This is a genomic window from Nocardia sputi, from assembly GCF_023501985.1.
Genome location: NZ_JAMFLC010000021.1, coordinates 45,010 through 64,339, shown reverse-complemented (window position 1 = coordinate 64,339; position 19,330 = coordinate 45,010). Strand labels below are relative to the sequence as shown.

The following is a 19,330-nucleotide window of genomic DNA, read 5'->3' as shown; positions in this document are numbered from 1 at the left end:
CGTTGCACATAATTCGCTGACTCGCTCACTCACAGCACAGCCTCGCCGGCGGCAGCACCCGCATTGCCGTCTTCGACGATTGAACCGGCCAACGCGCCGCCTGCGCCGCGACCCACGTTCCGGAACCGATCAACCGTCCAGACACCGATCGCAGCGCGACTTCCCGCCGAGTCCACCTCGGCGCTCGGAAGCCGCAGCCGCGTGCACCTCCCGCTCACCCTCACGGGTCGAGGAACAGCCTCTCGTTGGGCAGGCGAGGTAGACCGGTCGGATCATCCGGCAGCACCGTCACCGCATCCTCGTAGTGACGGGAACGCCATTCCTTGACGAACAACGCGGCGGCGGTCGCGCAGGCCGCGAAATCCAAACGCACATCATGGAATTGGACCGACAGGTGGACATCGTTCTCCTCCGGCCGTGGCGACGGCTGGTCCGGCGCGGTCACCACCGGCGCCCTGTGCGCTGACGAATCGCCGCGACCACGACCGAGCCCGATGGCCGGAACGTGTCGCGCGGCGGTTCGATCCACACCCGGAAGCACGGTGACCGGTCGGCGGGCGAAGGCAGCGCGATCTGCGCACCGCAGCGGGCGACCGACACGTCCAGGCGGAACAGTTCGGCGAACAAGCCGACCTCGTCGGGCAGGTCCGGCCGCACCAGATAGGTCCAGCGTTTCGAGCGCGGATGCGAGATGATCGGCCCCAGCGCCGCCCGCCGGACCTGCATCAGCGCCTTCACCTCCTGACCGAGACGAGCGGGCATGGTGATCGCACCCACCCGGCCCGCGGGCACGATGATGCGCCCGAGCTCCAGTTGCACGGCCGCCGCGAGTCCGCACTGCCGGTAGAAGCGGCACCGGCTGACCGGGGTGTCGGCCGCCGGATCGGTGGGTTCGCTCACCGCGCGCTCACCGCGCGCTCTCCGCCGCGGCCGACGCGCCGCAACTCAGTAGCCATAGCGCCGAACCCGGCTCGAGCTCCAAACCGGCTGCGCAGCTCGCGCCGACCTCATGCCGGCACCGGTCGGCGACCGGCCGCACCACGATGTCGTCAGCGTCCGGTTCCACGGACATGTCGTACCGCGCGCACGCGAAAACCTTTCCCCGCATCACTTTGCCTTCCCCTGCTCGTTCGTTGTGAGCACCCACCGGGCGAGCGCAACCGATGTGCGGCGCGCCGACGCGCCGCGCGCATGGTCGGCCCGTGTCAGGGCGAGTGCTCGAGAAAGCTTGGCGGGCAGCGAAACTCGCGCTGTCCCGGTGCGGGACACCTGGCAACGCGTCTAGCATGGGGTTTTCGATCAGCACCCGGCGAGGGAGAGCCGATGAGCGAAGATCTGGGGAAGGACGACGAAGGCCGGTACATCGGCCGTCGAGTGCGCACCATTCGCGCACGGCGGGGGATCTCGCAGCAAGTCTTGGCCGACCGCGTCGGCGTCAGCCGGGGAGCCATCGCCAAGTACGAGAACGGCGAGCGTCCCATCGACTCCCGGCGCACTCTGCACGCACTCGCCCAGGCGCTCGGCGTGGCGGTCGGTGACCTGACCGGCGACCAGCAGGATCGGCTGGATCCGATCTCCGCCGGGTTCCACTCCGCGGTATCCGACATCGAAACCGTGCTCTGGACGCACGGGAACATCACGACCGCCGCCCCGTCGCGAAGTCTGGACGAACTCACCGCTGCGACGCAATACGCTGCTGAACTGCGGCGTGCATGTGACTACGCCACGCTTGGTCCAATGCTCGCCCCTCTGCTGATCGACTGCTATCGCCATACTCGCGAGGCGACCGGCGCAGGCCGGGACCGAGCCTGGGACGCGCTGGCCACGGTCGCCTATCTCACGGCCCAGTCGGCATCGCGCCGGGGGTATCCCGCGCTGGCGTGGACAGCGGCGCAGGAAATCGAACGCGCGGCCGAAAAAATCGGCGGCACATCGGGTCCGGCGACAGCCGCTTACACTCGAAGCCAGATACTCCTCGCCCGTCCCGGGACTCTGCCTGCCGCCCTCCATGACGCCTCGGCCACAGCCGAGCGGCTGGCACCGGATGTGCGATCGCTGGGGGAAATCGAAACCTACGGCATGCTGCACCTGCAAGCCGCACTCGTCACCGCCGCACTCGGCGGCGACCCGGCCGACCACTTGCACGAGGCGGACGAGCAAGTCGCCCGGCGCGAGCGGTCGACCCCGGACCCCGCCCTCCTGCGCAACCCGACCTTCAACGCGACGAACGTGACCTTGTGGCGGATGTCTGCGGCGATGGAACGCCGCGAACCAGGACAGGTACTCGAACTCGCCCCCACCCTCGACCCCCAGACAATCCCCGCCGAAGGCCGCCGAGCCCAATACTTCGTCGAAATCGGCCGCGCCCACGCCCTCCGGCGCGACTACCGCAACTCCCTGCACGCCCTGCTGCGCGCCGAACACATCGCCCCCCAACAAATCCGCGGCATGACCCACGTCCGCGAACTCGTCGGCCACATGATGCGCACCGCCCGCCGCGACCTCACCACCGGCGACCTGGGCCGCCTCGCCAAACGCATCGGCGCCGTCCCCACCTGACAACTCCCCCGAATCCGACGAAACACACTAGATCGACAAACCCGCGCCTGCTCATCCGAGATCAAATCCTTCGCAGTACACAAGATTTTGAGCGATCCTTGCAATCGACCGGGTACGACGGGACAGGAGACGGAAACGATGCAAAGCGGAACTGTATGGCGCTGGAAGCCGGGGAACGGTACCGGCGTGATCAAGCTCGATGACGCCGACAGCACGCTCGTATGGTTCCACCTGTCGGACGCCTGCGGTGATTTGAACATCACCACAATCGCCGAAGGTCTGCCGGTCGACGTCGATATCGAGCAGATTCCACAGGGGGAATTCACATGCCGCGCCAAATCGGTCCATCGAAGAAACTGACCCTCGTGATCGCCTCGGCTTCAGCGATGGGCGTCCTCGTCGCTGCCGCGGCTCCGGCGAACGCCGTCCCCGGCTATGCCGACTTCACGCCCCATGCAACGAGTTACCGATACGAGGGAAAACACGGCACCTTCACCGGGGACGCCGTCTATTCGTTCCAGCAACCTGATGGCGGTAATCGCTTGATCTGGTCCTTGACGCTGTCGCCCTATGTACAGGGGTTGATCGTGGGCGACATGGCGTGCGGCGCCTACGTCGAGGGTGTAGCGAACTACACCGATCACCACAGTGCCATCCCGAAGGACTACCGATGGCATTCGGTGGTCAAGAACCTGCAGCTCGACAAGCGGTACAAGCTGATCATGGACTGCGCGTTCCAAGCCACCAACGGACACGTCGTCTCCCCTGGTCACGCTGACTTTCAGATGGTCTTCACACTGAAATCCAGCTGAATCGAGGTACCCGATGCACCGGTAGTCATACCGCTTTGCGGGGTGGGGTGCAGCAGCCTACCTCTAGCATGGGGTTTCGATCAGCACCCGGCGAGGGAGAGCCGATGAGCGAAGATCTGGGGAAGGACGACGAAGGCCGGTACATCGGCCGTCGAGTGCGCACCATTCGCCTACGGCGGGGGATCTCGCAGCAAGTCTTGGCCGACCGCGTCGGCGTCAGCCGGGGAGCCATCGCCAAGTACGAGAACGGCGAGCGTCCCATCGACTCCCGGCGCACTCTGCACGCACTCGCCCAGGCGCTCGGCGTGGCGGTCGGTGACCTGACCGGCGACCAGGACGACCGGTTCGACCCGTCGTCGGCCGGATTCCATGCCGCAGTGCCCGCTATCGAAACCGCCCTCTGGACCCGGGGCGACAGCACCCCGATTGCGCCGCCCCGCAGCCTCGAGGACCTCGCCGCAACAGCACGTCATGCCGCCCATCTGCGCCGTGCGTGCGACTACGCGGCGCTCGGACCGTTGTTGCCTCCTTTGCTGACCGACTGCTATCGACGCACCCGTGATTCGACCGGAGCCGATCGTGATGTCGCGTGGGACGTACTCGCGGCGGCGGCATATACGACAGCCGCGTCGTTGAAGGCGCGGGGATATCCGGCGTTGGCTTGGACGGCGTCGCAGGAGATCGAGTACGCAACCGCGAACATCGGTGGCACATCAGGTCCAGCGACCGCCGCCTTCACCCGAAGCCAAATCCTTTTGTCGCGCCCAGGCTCACTGAAAGCCGCTCTCGACGGCGCGGCCGATGTTGCCGAGCGCCTTGGTTCGGATGTGCGAAGCCGCGGCGAGATCGAGACATTCGGCATGCTGCATCTACAAGCCGCCCTCGTCACCGCCGCACTTGGCGGCGACCCCGCCGATCACTTGGACGAAGCGCGCCAGCAAGTGACCCGCCTTGCTCAAGTTCCCCCGGAAACCGCGACTCTGCGCAACCCGACGTTCGACGCCGCGAACGTCACTCTGTGGCGGATGTCGGCAGCCATGGAACGCCGCGAACCAGGACAGGTACTCGAACTCGCCCCCACCCTCGACCCCCAGACAATCCCCGCCGAAGGCCGCCGAGCCCAATACTTCGTCGAAATCGGCCGCGCCCACGCCCTCCGGCGCGACTACCGCAACTCCCTGCACGCCCTGCTGCGCGCCGAACACATCGCCCCCCAACAAATCCGCGGCATGACCCACGTCCGCGAACTCGTCGGCCACATGATGCGCACCGCCCGCCGCGACCTCACCACCGGCGACCTGGGCCGCCTCGCCAAACGCATCGGCGCCGTCCCCACCTGACACACCCTCTCTCAGCTCCGGCGGAACAGTTGCGATCCGCGGGAAACTCACGGGGACTACCCGTTTCGGGCGTCTGGCCCGGAGCTCGACGTGATCATCAGCGAGGAAGCCCGCCTCGCCGCCTCCGCCGGTGGCCCGCGGCGGCATGCGCCGGTCGGATGAGCACGGCAGGGTGGAGCGGGGCTGTGGTCGAGCTGGGCGCGCGACGCGGGCGTCACACCATGATCCCGTGGACGCCAATGGAAATCCCGTGCTGTACGCCCTGGTGACCGGCTCGCCCGCCGCACGTGATGTCGGCAAGTTGATCACCCTGGCTCGAGCAGATGGCTGGGTCACATGCGTCATCGCCTCGCCATCCGGCACGCGGTTCATCGACGCCGACGCGATCGCGGCGCAAACCGGCTATCGCGTGCGCAGTGAGTACAAGGAACCCGGCACGCCGGATGTGCTGCCGCCCGCCGACGGCATCATCGCCGCTCCGCTCACCGGCAACTCGATCGCGAAATGGGCTGCGGGCATATCCGATACGCTTCTGCTCGGCCTGCTGGTCGAAGGGCTCGGCAAGGGTTTGCCGATCGTGGGCGTGCCTTACTCGAATCGCGCGCAGATCAGCTTTCCCGCCATTCAGGAGGGGTTGCGCAAGCTGTCCGATTGGGGCGTAACCATCGTGATCGGTGAGGGTGAACCGCACGAGCGAGGCACCGGGGAAGCGCGTCTGCCCCACTTCCCATGGCAGGCGGCCTGGAAAGCGCTCCTCGGGCATCCACGCCGAACCAGCGCCGACCATCCGAACTGACTCGCACCGCCGCTGGACACCACGCCGCTCGGTTGTGCCGACAAAGCGTGCGCGTTCCCGACACTGTGCGGTACGAGACCGGCAGTGGCGGCGAAGTCACCAGGCCGGTCTCCGACATGGGGCCGGTCGACAGCTGAGCCTCCTCTCGTTTTGAAGGTTTTACCGCACTGTCCTGCCATTGTTGCCGGAAAGTCCCAACAGGCGGTTCAACGATACTGTCGAATGTCATGAGTGCGGCTGACGAGCATCTGAACATCGAACTCAGCATGGCCGAATTACGCGAGGTCACGACCTTCGCGCTGGCATGCGCGGAGCCTGTGCTGGTGATCTTCGAGCGCGACTGTCCCGATGACCCGCGCCCCCGGGCCGTGCTCGACGAGGCGCGTAGGTTCGCGGCCGGAGCCAAGCGGACGAAGGCGCTTCGAGTGACCGCACTGGACGCGCACCGGGCCGCAAAAGCAGCTCGAGAGGAAGGACATTCCGCCGCGTTCGACGCGGCGAGCGCCGCCGGTCACGCGGGAGCGGCCGCGTACCTGCACCCGCTGGCGAAGGCGACCCAGGGCGGGCACATCCTCATGTCGGCCGCCCACGCGGCTCGAGCGCTCGAACTCGAGGCAGGCGACGACCGTGACGTCGGCGTCGACTACATCCGGAAAGTGACCGATCTGGCCGGGCCCATCGTGGTGAACGTCCTGATGCGTTACCCACACGCCCCGAGTGGCCGCGGCCGCGTGGGAGAGCTATGGCGGGAACTGGACGCCTCGCTGCGGCGGCTGGCGACCGATCGTTGACCGGCGGTAACCCTGAACAGCTCGAGCGTGTGCATCATGAACGCCCTTTCTGCCCCGACGAGGGCGGGACGCGGCAAAGCGGCGCTGTCGAGACGGGGCTACCTTTGGCTCGCGCCCGCAGTCACGTCAGGGCGACGAGCAGGGCGAGAACCGCGAGCGCGACCGAGACCGGCGTCGTGACCTAGCGCTCGCCCATTCCTCGCCCACTCCACCCGCACCCTGATCGAAGCCACAAAGCCCTGACCGAGCAACCCCTGTCAAGTCCAGTCGAATCGTGCTTTAACGTACGAGACAACGTCCTCATCCCGGCAATAGCGCGGGTTTGCCGGACGTACCCAGGCGCCCGCCGTGCCCGCTCGCCGATGACGTCAGACTTCACCGATGGCCGCTCGTGGTACGAGGTCCGGATGTTGCCGAGCTGACTAAGCGATCTGCCGGAGTACAGTCGCCGGCACGCCGGCCACCAAAGTTCCCGCAGGCACGTCGCGGGTGACCACGGCTCCGGCAGCGACAACCGCGTTCTCACCGACGGTCACGCCCTGCATGATCATCGCGGAGGCCCCGATCCAGACGTTGCGCTCGATCCGGATCGGCGCCGCGGTTATCCCCGTACGGCGCTGTGCCGGCTCGACCGGGTGACCCGAAGTGATCAGGCTGACGCTGGGCCCGATCATCACGTCGTCGCCGATCTCTATCCCACCGACGTCATTGAATCGACAGCCCTGGTTGACGAAGACGTTGCGGCCGATCCGGATGTTGACTCCGTGATCGGAGTAGACCGGCGGGATGAGATGGAAAGTCTCTTCGACAGCCTGGCCGGTGAGCTCGCTCCAGCATTCCTGGATCGCCTTCTGATCGGCGTACCGAAGCATGTTCAGCTCCTCGGTCAGCCGGATCGCACGCTGGACTTTTTCCACGAATTTCAATTTCGCCCTCTCGTCGAACAACCTTCTTGCCGAAGACAAGAGGAAATCAGCAACAGGCAGCCCTGGGCAAACAACCACAACGGCGTGAGCCACAACCTGCCGTTGTCCTGGCCGGTGACCTGCTCATCGGCCAACTCTGAACGCTCACGCCGAATTCGTCAGACCGATCAGCGACCCCGCCGCACCGGGCAACCACGGGCTCGGTCGCTCTCAGGTGGGGTGGAATCCCCTGAACCCCGGCGTCCGGCCGGAAGCCGGGCAGATGCCGTTCGCGCCGCTGATCGGGCCGTATCGGATCGAGAGGTCAACGTCCGATGTCGATTGATTGCACTGAATTTCGCGTCGTCTGAACAGGTAAGCCTCAGCGATTCCGGCCGCACCGCCTTCGTCCGGCGACGGCCGTGGTGTTGGGTACAGCCCCACACCACACCGGGAGACGACGCGGAAAGCATGGCTGTGCTGGTGAATTCCGACGCCGTCCATCGGCGAATACGGGCGTCGGTCAGTGTGCCCCCGAACGATTGGTATCGGTAAAGCGACGTCGTGGACGTGCATTTCGTCGGACTGAGGGAGCCTGCCGACCACATCCTCATGCCGGAATCCAGAGCACGGCGCCTGGTGCGCAAGAAACTCTCCCGCACACCAGGCGCCGTGCGTAACCTCAGCTGCTCCCGTCTCAATCGATACGCCGGCTGCCGAAGCCGCTATCGGCGTGCCGCGTTCGCGGCCGTGATGAACTCGATCTGAGCGGGTGACGGTCCGCAGAACTCGCTCTCGATCCGGTCGGCCTCGCCGGCCTGCATCCGGTACAGGCTGTCACGCAGACCCGCGTCACCACCGTGGAACCCTTCCAACAGCTCCATCCACTGCGCCGCCAATTTCTGCGCCTCGGGTGAGGCCGGGTCCACTCCCGCTGCGATCGCCGCGTCGACCTTGGGGATGAGCACACCCCATTCCGCTTCGACTTGCTGAATGCGCTGTTCACCGAGCTTTTCCCGACGCTGCGCGAGCTGCGTCAGCTGTTCCTCGGTGAAATACTCCTTGAAGGTGTCGTCTACCATGACGGTCCTCCTGATCAATTCGAGGAAGCGATCCGCGGATGCGTCGGGCCTGCTCTCCGCCGTGGCGGCCAGCGCCGCGACCAAGGCGTGTAGGTCCTGGGTCGCGGCCAGTTGCGCGGCCAGAAAGTCGCGATGAGCAGACAGCACCTGCGACACCGCCACGGCGCCCTCGAGCAGGTCCCCGATCTGGTCCAGTCCCAAACCCAACTGACGCAGGGCCAGCACCTGGTACAGACGCTCGACATCGCCCGCGGTGTAGAGCCGGTGGCCGGTGCTGGTCCGCTCCGCTGGATGTACCAACCCGATACGGTCGTAATGATGCAGCGTCCGCACCGTCAGTCCGGCCTCGGCCGCGAGTTCACCGACCTTCCATACACGTTCGGTTCCGGGCTGGTCCATCCGTTTCATCTCACTTCCACCGACGCACCTTGCGCCGGTGTCGCCGACGTTAGAACCTGACCCTACGTCAGATGCAAGGCGAAACACGTTGCCGAATACAGCAGTCACGCCGTGCCGACACGCCCTCAACTGCCACATGCCGCACTGCCGAACCGGCCTTGCACCACGGGATCGTGTCCTGCTACCTGACCCTGCCCGGCATCCAGCACCGATTTGCGGAAAGGTCTTCTGGCAGGGCGTCCGCCGAATCGACGCTGTTCAATGCTCTCCCGTGTCCGTCATGCTGACCATCGTGACGGCCGCCGATCCATTCACCCGCCGGATTGCAAACGGGTCCCCGAGGCGTGTCTGAGAAATCTTGGTCGGGGCGATGTCACGCTCCTCTCGAGCCATGTCGGCCGGTCCCGAGTGTCGGCCGGCCGCAAAACTTACAACAGCCACGAAAGCGGGAAAACAACGGCGGAGCGAACCGATCGACCACAAGATCGTCACACTGGATAAAACGGCTCTGCCTCACGTCGGCCGGACAGACCCGGGTGTTGGTGGGCGCCGGAATGAAGTCACCGTCGCATGCCAGCGCGATACAGGTCACGCAACAGTGCGATCTCTGCTCCGTGGTGTAGCAGCTCTCGCTGTGTGTGCAGAACGATTCCCGCGGTCGACCAGTCGGCCAGCATGCTGTTCGGAGGCCCCGCGGGTTCAGCCAGCCCGTCGACGCCCAGACCGCTGACGCCGTCGATCCACGCCTGGTACGCGTCATCGAGTTGACTCAGCGCCTCCTCCGCAGTCCCGGCATAACGGAACGATCGGAAGTCGATGGGTGGGTGGCCGAATCGATGCAGGCCTGCCTCCAGCAAGAACACCACGTGACCCAGCCGCCAAGCGATGGTGGTAACTGGCGCAGGCTCGGGCGGAGGGACCGCGAAGTCGCTGACGAACCGACCGTCGACGGGGCGCACGGTCCACATACCAGGCACCGGCTCCCAGAAGTACTCCTCGTCAGTCAGCCCCTCGAGCCGAGGGCGCAGCTGCCTCGTCCAATGCGTCTGGAGTTGAGCACGTATCTCGGCGTTCCAGTCTATGTTCACGGCGTAGACCTTGTTCGCTGGGACCAGCTATGACAACCGATTTTCTCAATGGCGTACGTGCGGGATCGGTTCGCAATGGGGTTTGAGAACGCGCCCGCGAAGCATCCCGGGAGGTCCGCTGAGGGAAGATCAGGGGGCGGAAGCGCCGGGTCCGATCCACTGGTCGAACAGCCGGTCCACCGCGCCGGTCGCGAGCTGGGTCGCCAGATACGCGTCCAGGGCGGTCGCCAGGACCGGATCGTCCTTGCGTACCAGCCACACCTTCCCGAATGAGTCGAACGGCGCTTCGGGGTGCAGCACTTGCAGGTCCGGGTGCTCGCGCACGCGGTAGCGGCCCTCGACGGAGTCGGTGACGAACACCTCGGCGCGGCCCTGTTCGATCTCGCCGAAAATCGTCAGGTTGTCCGGCCACAAGGTCAACTGCGCGTCGGGGAAGTTCTTGCGCGCGAACTCCTCGTTCGTTCCACCGCGATTGGCGATCACGCGAACACCGGGACGATTGATCTCCGCGATGGTCGCGTAGGCGGCGCCGTTCGCACGGTGGGTGATCGGCGCTTTTCCGTCGGTGCCGTAGGTGATCGAGAAGTCCGCGAACGCGCGTCGTGACGGCAGGTCGGAGATTCCCCCGGCCGCGAGGTCGCAGTTCCGCTCGGCGAAGTCCGTCCGCAGCGTCGCCCACGTCACGGGCACGAACTCGATCGGGCGGCCGAGCAGTGTGGCGAACCCCCGCGCGAGATCGACGTCCACGCCGCGATAGCCGCCCTCGTCGTCCCTGATCGAGTACGGCGGATAGTCGCCGGGCGTGCAGGCGCGCAGCACCGTCGAGATCTCCGCCGGTCGCGCGGCCGCCGGAACCGCGGCGCCGGCAAGGACCGCGCAAACGGCGGCCAGAACCGCGCCGACGCGGCCGGTCGGCGTCATCACTCGGTTACGCACCGATCACTTCTCGTTGCGCGCCTTGGGGAAACGGGCCTGCTTGGCGACCCAGCCCGCCATCTTGGCCCAGTGGCCCTGGCGGGGAGTGACGATCGAGGTGAGTTCACGATCCCATTCATCGGCCTCGGTGAGACCGTCGATCGTGTCGACCAGCGCCTTGGCGGTCGCCAGGTCGGAGACGACCCGGTCGCCGAGGACGCCGTCGGAACCGACCAGCGTGACGCGGACGCCCGCGCGACCGATCGGCTGGAGCACGGCCGTGGCGGATTTGCCGTGGTCCGCGACGAATCCCTTGACGGACTCCACGAGGGCGCCCGACAGCTTCACCGGCGTCGTGGCGGTTTCAGTACTCATGGCAGGCAGTTTACCGGCCGGTAGAAAGCGGGCCCCGCCGCTCGGGTGTAGAACTGAAACTCATGCGCGCCATTCAGGTTTCCGAACACGGTGGTCCCGAGGTCCTGAAGTACATGGAGGCGCCTGATCCGCAGGTCGGGCCGGACCAGTTGCTGGTCGATACCCAGGCGATCGGCGTCAACTTCATCGACACCTACATCCGCACCGGGCGCTACCCCCAGGATGTCCCTTACATCCCGGGCGCGGAGGGCACCGGCGTGGTCGCCGAAGTCGGCGCGAACGTCAGCGACTTCGCGGTCGGCGACCGGGTCGCCTGGGCCGCCGGGCCGGGCAGCTACGCCCAGAAGGTCGCGATCGCGGCCGCCGTCGCCATCGCGGTGCCGGACGGCGTCGAGCCGCCAGTGGCCGCCTCGGCGCTGTTGCAGGGTATGACCGCGCACTATCTCATCGAGTCGATCTATCGGCCCGAGCCGGGGGAAACGGTGCTCGTGCACGCCGGCGCGGGCGGCGTCGGGCTGATCCTCACCCAACTGCTCGCCGCGCGCGGCGTGCGGGTGATCACCACCGTGTCGTCCGTCGAGAAGGAGACGCTGTCCAGCGCGGCAGGAGCGGCCGAGGTGCTGCGCTATGGCGACGACCTCGCCGACCAGGTGCGCGCACTCACCGACGGCGTCGGCGCGGCGGCGGTCTATGACGGCGTCGGCGCCGCGACCTTCGAGGCGAGCCTGGCGGCGCTGCGCGTGCGCGGCACGCTCGCCCTGTTCGGTGGCGCGAGCGGTCCGGTGCCGCCGTTCGACCTGCAACGACTCAGCACGGCCGGTTCGCTTTTCGTCACCCGCCCCACGCTGGCGCATTACACCCGCGACCGCGCCGAGCTCACCTGGCGCGCGGGCGACATCCTCGATGCCATCGCCAAGGGCACGCTGAACATCCGGATCGGCGCGACCTACCCGCTCGCCGACGCCGAACAGGCCCACCGCGACCTGGAAGGCCGCAAGACCACCGGTTCCATCGTCCTGCTCCCGTGACCGGCGGCGGGCGATCCGACGGGTCGTCCGCCGCCCGGTCAGTAGTCGCGGCCGGTGAGACCGCGATAGATGAAGCGGGTCAGCCCGTCCACGGCCTGCTCGTCGGTCAGTTCGACATTGCCTTCCTCTACCGCGGCCAGCAGGCTCTGCGCGAGCAGGAACATCATCGCGAGGCTGGCATCGACCGTGCTCGGCAGCCGCAATCCCTGGTCGGCGAAACCCGCCACGTGATCGGCGAGGTCCGCGCGCTGCTGCACGCCGAACTGCGCGACCATGCGCGCGAACTCGTCGTTGACCAGAGCCGCCTGGTTCACCGCGCGTAGCACGGACGCGTGCTCCCGCGCGAAAGTCCAATACCCGGCGACGTGGTAGCGGACCGCCTCCGGGTCGCCGAAGTCCGGGTTGTGGCCGGGCCCCTGCGCCCGCTCGTCCCCTGCCGCGGCCAGATCGCTCAGCAATGCCTGGAGCAATTCTTCCTTGCTCGCGAAGTGGTTGTAGAACGACCCGGCCGCCCGGCCCGCCGCCGCCGTGATATCGGTGATCTTGGTGTTCAGATAGCCGCGCTCGGCGAACAACCGCCGCGCCGCGGCCTTCAACGCTTGCTCGGTTTCGGCCGACTTCTCCTTGCGACTCAACGACACCAGCTCACCTCCTTGACAACGAAAGGTATCAAGAGCGATGCTGAATCAGCATTCAGTGAATCAAAATTCATATGAGGAGTTACTGGTGTCACAGCTCGTTCTCGTCGCAGGCGCCGGACCCACCGGCCTCACCCTCGCCCTCGATCTCGCCCGCCGGGACATTCCCGTTCGGATCATCGACAAGGCGGACACGTTCTTCGCGGGCTCCCGCGGCGACGGCATCCAGCCGCGCACCTTGGAAGTCTTCGACGACCTGGGAGTTCTGGACGCGGTGCACACTGCGGGGATGCCGGCGCCAGTGATGCGCGTGCACCTCGACGGCACGTTCGTCGCCGAGCGCAGGATGAGCGAGCCGGTCGAGCCCTCCCCTGCCGTCCCCTACCCCAACGGGTGGGTCCTCGGCCAATCCCGCACCGAGGCCATCCTGCGCGAACGGCTCGCCGAATTCGGCGTACCCGTGGAGCTGGGAACAGCCCTGGTTACATTCGGCCAGGACGACAGCGGCGTCACGGCGACGCTGGAGCGCGACGGCGCCCGCGAGACCGTCCGCGCCGCGTACCTGGTCGGCGCCGATGGCGGCAGGAGCACCGTGCGCAAGACGCTGGGCATCGCGTTCGAGGGCGAGACCGACGAGTCGATCCGGATGCTGCTCGGCGATGTGCGCGCCGACGCGCTCGACCACGACTTCGGCTACTGGTTCGCCGCCGCCGACCAGCCGATGCGGGGCATCGCGCTGTCTCCGCTGCCAGGCGGACGTCACTTCCAGTTCGCCGCGCCACTGAGCGCGGACGCGCCACCGAGTCTCGAACTGCTGCAGTCCTACGCCGATCGCTACTGCGGACGCCACGTCGTCACGCTCAGCGACCTGACCTGGGTGACGGTATGGCGGCCCAATGTCCGCTTGGCGCGCAGGTTCCGCGACGGCCGGGTCTTCCTCGCCGGGGACGCCGCGCACGCGCATCCGCCCACCGGCGGCCAGGGTATGAACACCGGCATCCAGGACGCCTACAACCTCGGATGGAAGCTGGCCGCCGCCCTCGCCGGTGACGACACGCTCCTGGACAGCTACGAGACCGAGCGCAGGACGGTCGCCGCCAGGGTGCTCGGCCTGAGTTCCGAACTGCTGGACAAACTCGTCGACGGCGACGAGGACGCGATGCGGCGCGGACCGGAGACTCAGCAGTTGGACATCAGCTACCGCGATCCGGCCGTGCGCGAGCCGCTGGCCGCGGGCGACCGGGCTCCGGACGCGCCGGTGAAAGACGAGGGAGGTCGGCACGTCCGGTTGTTCGACCTGTTTCGCGGCCCGCACGCGACGGTGCTGTCGTTCGGCGCGCCCGCGGAGGCGGACCCACACGCGTATGCGGTGGTACACCCCGGAACGCGGGTGTCAGGGCAGCACGTGGTGGATGTCGACGGACACGCCCACGCGGCCTATGCCGCGGTCGAGGGCACCCGGGTGGTCGTGCGGCCCGACGGCTACGTCGGTGCGATCAGTCGGCGCGATCAACTGAAGAAGCTGCCGACGGTGTCCCAGCCGAGCACCGAGTCCACCGCGAGACCGCAGAACACCACGGCCAGATAGTTGTTCGACTGCAGGAACAGCCGCAGGGGCTTCACCGATTCGCCGCGCCGCACGCCCGCGTACAGCTGGTGGGCCATGAGCAGGAACCACGCTCCGGCCACCAGCGCCACGGCCGCGTAGATGACGCCGGTCGCGGGCGCCAGGGCGAGGGTGGTGAGCACTGTCAGCCAGGTGTAGACGACGATCTGCTTGGTGACGGTCCGCTCGGTGGCGACCACCGGGAGCATCGGCACGCCCGCCGCGCGGTAGTCCTCCTTGTAGCGCATGGCCAGTGCCCAGGTGTGCGGCGGCGTCCAGAAGAAGATGACGCCGAACAGCGCGAGGGCGGGCCAGCCGATGCCGCCGGTCACGGCCGACCAGCCGACCAGCGCGGGCATGCAGCCCGCCGCGCCGCCCCACACCACGTTCTGCGACGTGCGGCGCTTGAGGCCCAAGGTGTAGACGAAGACGTAGAACAGGATCGTCGCGACGACGAGCAGGCCGCTGAGCAGGTTGGCCTGCCACCAGAGCCAGGCGAACGAGCCGACGCCCAGCACCACACCGAAGACGAAGGCGTTGCGGGTCGGCACCGCCTCGCGGGCCAGCGGGCGCTTGGCAGTGCGCTTCATGACCTTGTCGATATCGGCGTCCGCGACGCAGTTGAGCGTGTTCGCGCTGGCCGCGCCCATCCAACCGCCGAAAAGGGTCGCGAGGATCAGCCGGATGTCGACGACGCCGCGGTCGGCCAGCAGCATGGTCGGGATCGTCGCGACGAGCAGCAGCTCGATCACCCTGGGCTTGGTCAGCGCGATGTAGGCCAGTGTCCGTCGCATCAGCCGGGACGGTAGGCCGGGACCCGTGAACCGGTCGGCCAGCGCCGTCGCGGAGGAGCCGTGCGCACCATCGCCACCCGGCTGTTGCCCAATCCGCACTGTCTCTCCTCGCACGCTGTGCATCGCATCCGGCATCGACCAGCAGTGCGCTGGTTCCGGTGCTACGGATGTGTCCGTGCCGGACTGCCGTCCGCCCCGGCGCCCGATCCGACCGGTACGGCGCGACTACTACTACAGAGGATGGTAGACCCCCGCCGCCCCCGCCCCTCCCCTCGCCCCCGCGCAACGGGACCCGTATGTGACGCGCCCGACTGCCCGTCTCGCGTCGGGGACACGGCCTTCGCCAGGGACGTTCGACCCGCCGGTGCCCCCCTTGTCGGGGGCCCCAGGGCACGGTCCGCTTCGCGGTGCCCGACTGCCGAACTCGCCCGCGACACGCAGCGCATTCCGGAGCGCGAAGTTTCTTTTCGGACGCTCGGGAGGCCGGCGAATACTCGGCGCACCGAACGGTCCTGCACCGGCAACTCTTCGCGACCATTTCGCAAGGGCTCCGAAGCAAACGCTTGACCAGCACCTTTGCCCATCGACCGCGACTCGTTCGAGCACGTGCGCGGCGCGCCTCGCGTTCGAGAGGAGCGAAGCGCGTGCGACCGAACCGCGAATCCGGCCCCGCTGGAACCTCGGCCGTGCAAGGCCGCGAACACGCCGCCGACCCTCGGGCCACCGACGGAACGCCACCTGCGAACACGCAGCGCAACCGGCCCCGCGAAACCAACACAGGGTTAATGGTGTGCCGGTCATCGGGCACATCTAGGGTAGTTGGGTATATCCGGTACGCACGCCGTAGCTGCCGCGCGATCATCGCCGTCAGAAACCCACCCGCCGTCGACGAACCAATGTCAGGAGAACCTCGGTCGTGTCGATCACAGACGACATCCGCGCCCTCACTCAGCCGAACCACCCGGACGACTGGACGGATCTGGACACCAAGGCCGTCGACACCATCCGGGTCCTGGCCGCCGAGGCGGTGCAGAACGCAGGCAACGGCCATCCCGGTACCGCGATGAGCCTGGCGCCGCTGGCATACACGCTCTACCAGCGCACCATGCGCATCGACCCCAGCGATCCGAGCTGGGTCGGCCGGGACCGGTTCGTGCTGTCGGCCGGGCACTCCAGCCTCACCCAGTACATCCAGCTGTACCTGGCGGGCTTCGGCCTGGAACTCGACGACCTGAAGAATCTGCGCAAGTGGGGCTCGCTCACCCCGGGCCACCCCGAGTTCCGGCACACCGACGGCGTCGAGATCACCACCGGCCCGCTCGGCCAGGGTCTGGCCGCGTCGGTCGGCATGGCGATGGCGGCGCGGCGCGAGCGCGGCCTGTTCGATCCCGACGCCGCACCCGGCACCAGCCCGTTCGACCACTTCATCTACGTCATCGCCTCCGACGGTGACCTGGAGGAGGGCGTCACCTCCGAGGCGTCCTCGCTGGCGGGCACCCAGGAGCTGGGCAACCTCGTCGTGATCTACGACGACAACAAGATCTCCATCGAGGACGACACCACCATCGCCTTCACCGAGGACGTCGCCAAACGTTACGAGGCCTACGGCTGGCACGTGCAGATCGTGGAAGGCGGCGAGGACGTCGTCGCGATCGAAAACGCGCTGGCCGCCGCCAAGGCCGAGACCGGCAAGCCCTCGATCATCGTGCTGCGCACCATCATCGGCTACCCGGCCCCCAGCAAGATGAACACCGGTTCCGCCCACGGCGCGGCGCTGGGCGGCGACGAGGTGGCCGCCACCAAGAAGATCCTGGGCTTCGATCCGGACAAGAGCTTCGACGTGGATCCCGCCGTCATCGAGCACACCCGCAAGGCCGTCGAGCGCGGCAAGCAGGCCCATGCGCAATGGCAGCAGTCCTTCGACACGTGGGCCGAGGCCAACCCGGAGAACAAGGCCCTGTTCGACCGCCTCTTCGCGCGACGGCTGCCGGAGAACTGGACCTCGAATCTGCCCAGCTACGAACCCGATCCGAAGGGCATGGCCACCCGCAAGGCGTCCGGCAAGGTGCTCGCGGCGCTGGCGCCGGTGCTGCCCGAGCTGTGGGGCGGTTCGGCCGACCTGGCCGAATCCAACAACACCACCATGCCCGACCAGCCCAGCTTCGGGCCGGAGTCGATCTCCACCGGCATGTGGAAGGCCAACCCGTACGGCCGCACCCTGCACTTCGGCGTCCGCGAACACGCCATGGGCGCGATCCTCAACGGCATCGCGCTGCACGGTCCGACCCGTCCGTACGGCGGCACCTTCCTGGTGTTCAGCGACTACATGCGTCCCGCCGTCCGACTGGCCGCGCTGATGCGGGTGCCCGCGGTCTACGTGTGGACCCACGACTCCATCGGCCTCGGTGAGGACGGTCCGACGCACCAGCCGATCGAGCACCTCGCCGCGCTGCGCGCCATCCCCGGCCTGAACGTGGTCCGCCCGGGTGACGCCAACGAGACGACCTACGCCTGGCGCACCATTCTGGAGCGCGACAGCGCCGAGCACAGCTCGCACTTCTCGGTTTCCGAGCCGCCGCACCAGGACGGCCCGTCCGCGCTGGCGCTGACCCGCCAGGATCTGCCGATCGTGGAAGGCACCAGCTACGAGGGCGTGTCGAAGGGCGGCTACATCCTGGCCGAGGCGTCCACCGGCACCCCGCAGGTGATCCTGATCGCCACCGGGTCGGAGCTCCAGCTGGCGGTCGCCGCCCGCACTACGCTGGAAGAGCAGGGCATCGCCACCCGCGTGGTGTCGATGCCGTGTGTGGAGTGGTTCGACGCACAGGACAAGGCTTACCGGGACGAAGTGCTCCCGCCCGCGGTCGCCGCGCGCGTCGTCGTCGAAGCCGGTATCGCGATGCCGTGGCACCGGTTCGCCGGTGACGCGGGCGAGATCGTGTCGATCGAGCACTTCGGCGCCTCCGCCGACTACAAGACCCTGTTCCGCGAATTCGGCTTCACTCCGGAAGCCGTCGTTGCCGCCGCGCAGCGCACGCTCGAGAACGTGAAGGGATAAGCGCTCATGGCTCAGAACGAGAACCTCGCCGCCTTGTCGGCGGCGGGAGTGTCCGCCTGGCTCGACGATCTGTCCAGGGACCGGATCCGGTCCGGCAACCTGGCCGAGCTGATCGAGACCCGGTCCGTCGTCGGGGTCACCACCAACCCGACAATCTTCCAGGGTGCGCTCAGCCAGGGCCACGCCTACGACGGCCAGCTGAAAGAGCTTGCCGCGCAAGGCGCCGACGCCGACGCCGCGATCCGCACCATCACCACCGACGACGTCCGCGCGGCCTGCGACGTGTTCGCTCCGGTCTTCGAGGCCACCAATGGCGTGGACGGCCGGGTGTCCATCGAGGTCGACCCGCGCCTGGCGTTCGACACCGACCGGACCGTCGCCCAGGCGGTCGAACTGTGGAAGATCGTCGACCGGCCCAACCTGTTCATCAAGATCCCCGCCACCGAAGAGGGCCTGCCCGCCATCACCGCAGTGATCGCGGAGGGCATCAGCGTGAACGTCACGCTGATCTTCTCGGTGCAGCGCTACCGCGCGGTGATGGGCGCCTACCTCGAGGGCGTGAAGAAGGCCAAGGTCGCGGGCCACGACCCGGCCAAGATCCATTCCGTCGCTTCGTTCTTCGTCTCCCGCGTCGACACCGAGATCGACAAGCGGCTCGAGGCGCTCGGCACCGAGGAGGCGCTAGCGCTGCGCGGCAAGGCGGGCATCGCCAACGCCCACCTCGCCTACGCCGAGTACCAGGACGTGTTCGACGGCGGCAAGCACACCTCCACCTACCAGACCCTGGCCGCGTCCGGCGCGAATCGGCAGCGGCCGCTGTGGGCCTCGACCGGCGTGAAGAACCCGGACTACGCCGACACGATGTACGTCACCGAACTGGTCGCGCCGAACACGGTGAACACGCTGCCGGAGAAGACACTCGAGGCGGTCGCCGATCACGGCGTGATCCGTGGCGACGCCGTCAGCGGCAAGGCAGCCGAAGCCAAGGAGGTCTTCGACCGGCTCGCCGCGGTCGGCATCGACCTCGACGACGTGTTCGCGGTGCTCGAGCGCGAGGGCGTGGACAAGTTCGAGAAGTCCTGGGAGGAGCTGCTTGCCGCCACGACCGACGAGCTGAAGTCGGCGTCGACCGGGAACGGCTGAT

General features: G+C 67.5%; 19 protein-coding genes. 10 read left to right on the top strand and 9 right to left on the bottom strand.

Annotated elements, in window-relative coordinates; all coding sequences use genetic code 11:
* Positions 1-220 precede the first annotated feature (220 nt).
* Together M8859_RS26280 and M8859_RS26275 are read right to left on the bottom strand one after the other, a co-directional pair.
* Entirely contained in the window at positions 221-445 is a 225-nt protein-coding gene (locus tag M8859_RS26280) for a hypothetical protein (protein WP_159926129.1), read from the bottom strand.
* Positions 442-900 carry a DNA-directed RNA polymerase subunit beta gene (locus M8859_RS26275; RefSeq protein ID WP_249644946.1) on the bottom strand — a complete coding sequence of 153 codons (459 nt, stop codon included), beginning with the start codon at positions 898-900 and terminating at the stop codon, positions 442-444. The genes M8859_RS26280 and M8859_RS26275 overlap by 4 nt, the downstream gene beginning before the upstream one ends.
* A 423-nt stretch (positions 901-1,323) precedes the next feature.
* On the opposite strand from M8859_RS26275, the gene M8859_RS26270 reads away from it, so the two are divergent.
* The 6 genes from M8859_RS26270 (at position 1,324) to M8859_RS26245 (ending at position 6,298) form a co-directional block, all read left to right on the top strand.
* Positions 1,324-2,559 carry a helix-turn-helix domain-containing protein gene (locus M8859_RS26270; RefSeq protein ID WP_159926131.1) on the top strand — a complete coding sequence of 412 codons (1,236 nt, stop codon included), beginning with the start codon at positions 1,324-1,326 and terminating at the stop codon, positions 2,557-2,559.
* Between the two features lie 186 nt (positions 2,560-2,745).
* Positions 2,746-2,919 carry a hypothetical protein gene (locus M8859_RS26265; RefSeq protein WP_159926133.1) on the top strand — a complete coding sequence of 58 codons (174 nt, stop codon included), beginning with the start codon at positions 2,746-2,748 and terminating at the stop codon, positions 2,917-2,919.
* The gene (locus M8859_RS26260) at positions 2,886-3,371 is read left to right on the top strand and encodes a hypothetical protein (RefSeq protein ID WP_159926135.1); all 486 of its coding nucleotides are present in this window, start codon (positions 2,886-2,888) and stop codon (positions 3,369-3,371) included. The genes M8859_RS26265 and M8859_RS26260 overlap by 34 nt, the downstream gene beginning before the upstream one ends.
* Before the next feature lie 104 nt (positions 3,372-3,475).
* Entirely contained in the window at positions 3,476-4,711 is a 1,236-nt protein-coding gene (locus M8859_RS26255) for a helix-turn-helix domain-containing protein (RefSeq protein WP_249644945.1), read from the top strand.
* 265 nt (positions 4,712-4,976) lie between these two features.
* Positions 4,977-5,507 (top strand): flavoprotein, encoded by a 531-nt coding sequence (locus M8859_RS26250; RefSeq protein ID WP_249644944.1) that lies wholly within the window; start codon positions 4,977-4,979, stop codon positions 5,505-5,507.
* Between the two features lie 227 nt (positions 5,508-5,734).
* On the top strand, positions 5,735-6,298 hold the full coding sequence (locus M8859_RS26245; RefSeq protein WP_159926141.1) for a putative immunity protein: 564 nt from the start codon (positions 5,735-5,737) through the stop codon (positions 6,296-6,298).
* Between the two features lie 422 nt (positions 6,299-6,720).
* Here M8859_RS26245 and M8859_RS36965 read toward each other — a convergent pair whose 3' ends face one another.
* The 5 genes from M8859_RS36965 to M8859_RS26220 all read right to left on the bottom strand — a co-directional run bounded on the left by M8859_RS36965 (position 6,721) and on the right by M8859_RS26220 (position 11,062).
* Positions 6,721-7,317: a DapH/DapD/GlmU-related protein gene (locus M8859_RS36965; protein ID WP_304654138.1), complete on the bottom strand. Its 597-nt coding sequence runs from the start codon at positions 7,315-7,317 to the stop codon at positions 6,721-6,723.
* A gap of 611 nt (positions 7,318-7,928) precedes the next feature.
* Complete coding sequence (locus M8859_RS26235) at positions 7,929-8,693, bottom strand: MerR family transcriptional regulator (RefSeq protein WP_249644943.1); 765 nt, start codon at positions 8,691-8,693, stop codon at positions 7,929-7,931.
* Positions 8,694-9,244: 551 nt separating this feature from the next.
* Entirely contained in the window at positions 9,245-9,766 is a 522-nt protein-coding gene (locus tag M8859_RS26230) for a DinB family protein (RefSeq protein ID WP_159926237.1), read from the bottom strand.
* 135 nt (positions 9,767-9,901) lie between these two features.
* Complete coding sequence (locus tag M8859_RS26225; RefSeq protein WP_195140078.1) at positions 9,902-10,708, bottom strand: transporter substrate-binding domain-containing protein; 807 nt, start codon at positions 10,706-10,708, stop codon at positions 9,902-9,904.
* 3 nt (positions 10,709-10,711) lie between these two features.
* Positions 10,712-11,062 carry a hypothetical protein gene (locus M8859_RS26220; RefSeq protein ID WP_159926147.1) on the bottom strand — a complete coding sequence of 117 codons (351 nt, stop codon included), beginning with the start codon at positions 11,060-11,062 and terminating at the stop codon, positions 10,712-10,714.
* Positions 11,063-11,124: 62 nt separating this feature from the next.
* Between M8859_RS26220 and M8859_RS26215 the strand changes: the two genes are divergently transcribed.
* Entirely contained in the window at positions 11,125-12,090 is a 966-nt protein-coding gene (locus M8859_RS26215) for a quinone oxidoreductase family protein (protein ID WP_249644942.1), read from the top strand.
* A 38-nt stretch (positions 12,091-12,128) separates the two neighbouring features.
* Here the strand turns inward: M8859_RS26215 and M8859_RS26210 are convergent, their stop codons facing one another.
* On the bottom strand, positions 12,129-12,731 hold the full coding sequence (locus tag M8859_RS26210) for a TetR/AcrR family transcriptional regulator (RefSeq protein WP_159926151.1): 603 nt from the start codon (positions 12,729-12,731) through the stop codon (positions 12,129-12,131).
* Positions 12,732-12,816: 85 nt separating this feature from the next.
* Between M8859_RS26210 and M8859_RS26205 the strand changes: the two genes are divergently transcribed.
* Positions 12,817-14,316, top strand: coding sequence for an FAD-dependent monooxygenase (locus M8859_RS26205; protein ID WP_159926153.1), 1,500 nt, complete (start codon positions 12,817-12,819; stop codon positions 14,314-14,316).
* Here the strand turns inward: M8859_RS26205 and M8859_RS26200 are convergent.
* Positions 14,238-15,128 carry a heme o synthase gene (locus M8859_RS26200; RefSeq protein ID WP_223521945.1) on the bottom strand — a complete coding sequence of 297 codons (891 nt, stop codon included), beginning with the start codon at positions 15,126-15,128 and terminating at the stop codon, positions 14,238-14,240. The two genes, M8859_RS26205 and M8859_RS26200, sit on opposite strands and share 79 nt — an antisense overlap.
* Positions 15,129-16,044: 916 nt before the next feature.
* Between M8859_RS26200 and tkt the strand changes: the two genes are divergently transcribed.
* Complete coding sequence (gene tkt, locus M8859_RS26195; protein WP_195071332.1) at positions 16,045-18,186, top strand: transketolase; 2,142 nt, start codon at positions 16,045-16,047, stop codon at positions 18,184-18,186.
* A 6-nt stretch (positions 18,187-18,192) separates the two neighbouring features.
* Positions 18,193-19,329: a transaldolase gene (gene tal / locus M8859_RS26190; RefSeq protein ID WP_159926157.1), complete on the top strand. Its 1,137-nt coding sequence runs from the start codon at positions 18,193-18,195 to the stop codon at positions 19,327-19,329.
* The last annotated feature ends 1 nt before the right edge of the window (position 19,330 follow it).

Excerpts from the sequence above, each read along its gene's own strand:
- M8859_RS26260 (WP_159926135.1), top strand. The coding sequence starts at position 2,886 with ATGCCGCGCCAAATCGGTCCATCGAAGAAACTGACCCTCGTGATCGCC.
- M8859_RS26255 (WP_249644945.1), top strand. The coding sequence starts at position 3,476 with ATGAGCGAAGATCTGGGGAAGGACGACGAAGGCCGGTACATCGGCCGT.
- M8859_RS26215 (WP_249644942.1), top strand. The coding sequence starts at position 11,125 with ATGCGCGCCATTCAGGTTTCCGAACACGGTGGTCCCGAGGTCCTGAAG.
- tal (WP_159926157.1), top strand. The coding sequence starts at position 18,193 with ATGGCTCAGAACGAGAACCTCGCCGCCTTGTCGGCGGCGGGAGTGTCC.
- M8859_RS26235 (WP_249644943.1), bottom strand. The coding sequence starts at position 8,693 with ATGAAACGGATGGACCAGCCCGGAACCGAACGTGTATGGAAGGTCGGT.
- M8859_RS26270 (WP_159926131.1), top strand. The coding sequence starts at position 1,324 with ATGAGCGAAGATCTGGGGAAGGACGACGAAGGCCGGTACATCGGCCGT.
- M8859_RS26200 (WP_223521945.1), bottom strand. The coding sequence starts at position 15,128 with ATGCGACGGACACTGGCCTACATCGCGCTGACCAAGCCCAGGGTGATC.
- M8859_RS26220 (WP_159926147.1), bottom strand. The coding sequence starts at position 11,062 with ATGAGTACTGAAACCGCCACGACGCCGGTGAAGCTGTCGGGCGCCCTC.
- M8859_RS26245 (WP_159926141.1), top strand. The coding sequence starts at position 5,735 with ATGAGTGCGGCTGACGAGCATCTGAACATCGAACTCAGCATGGCCGAA.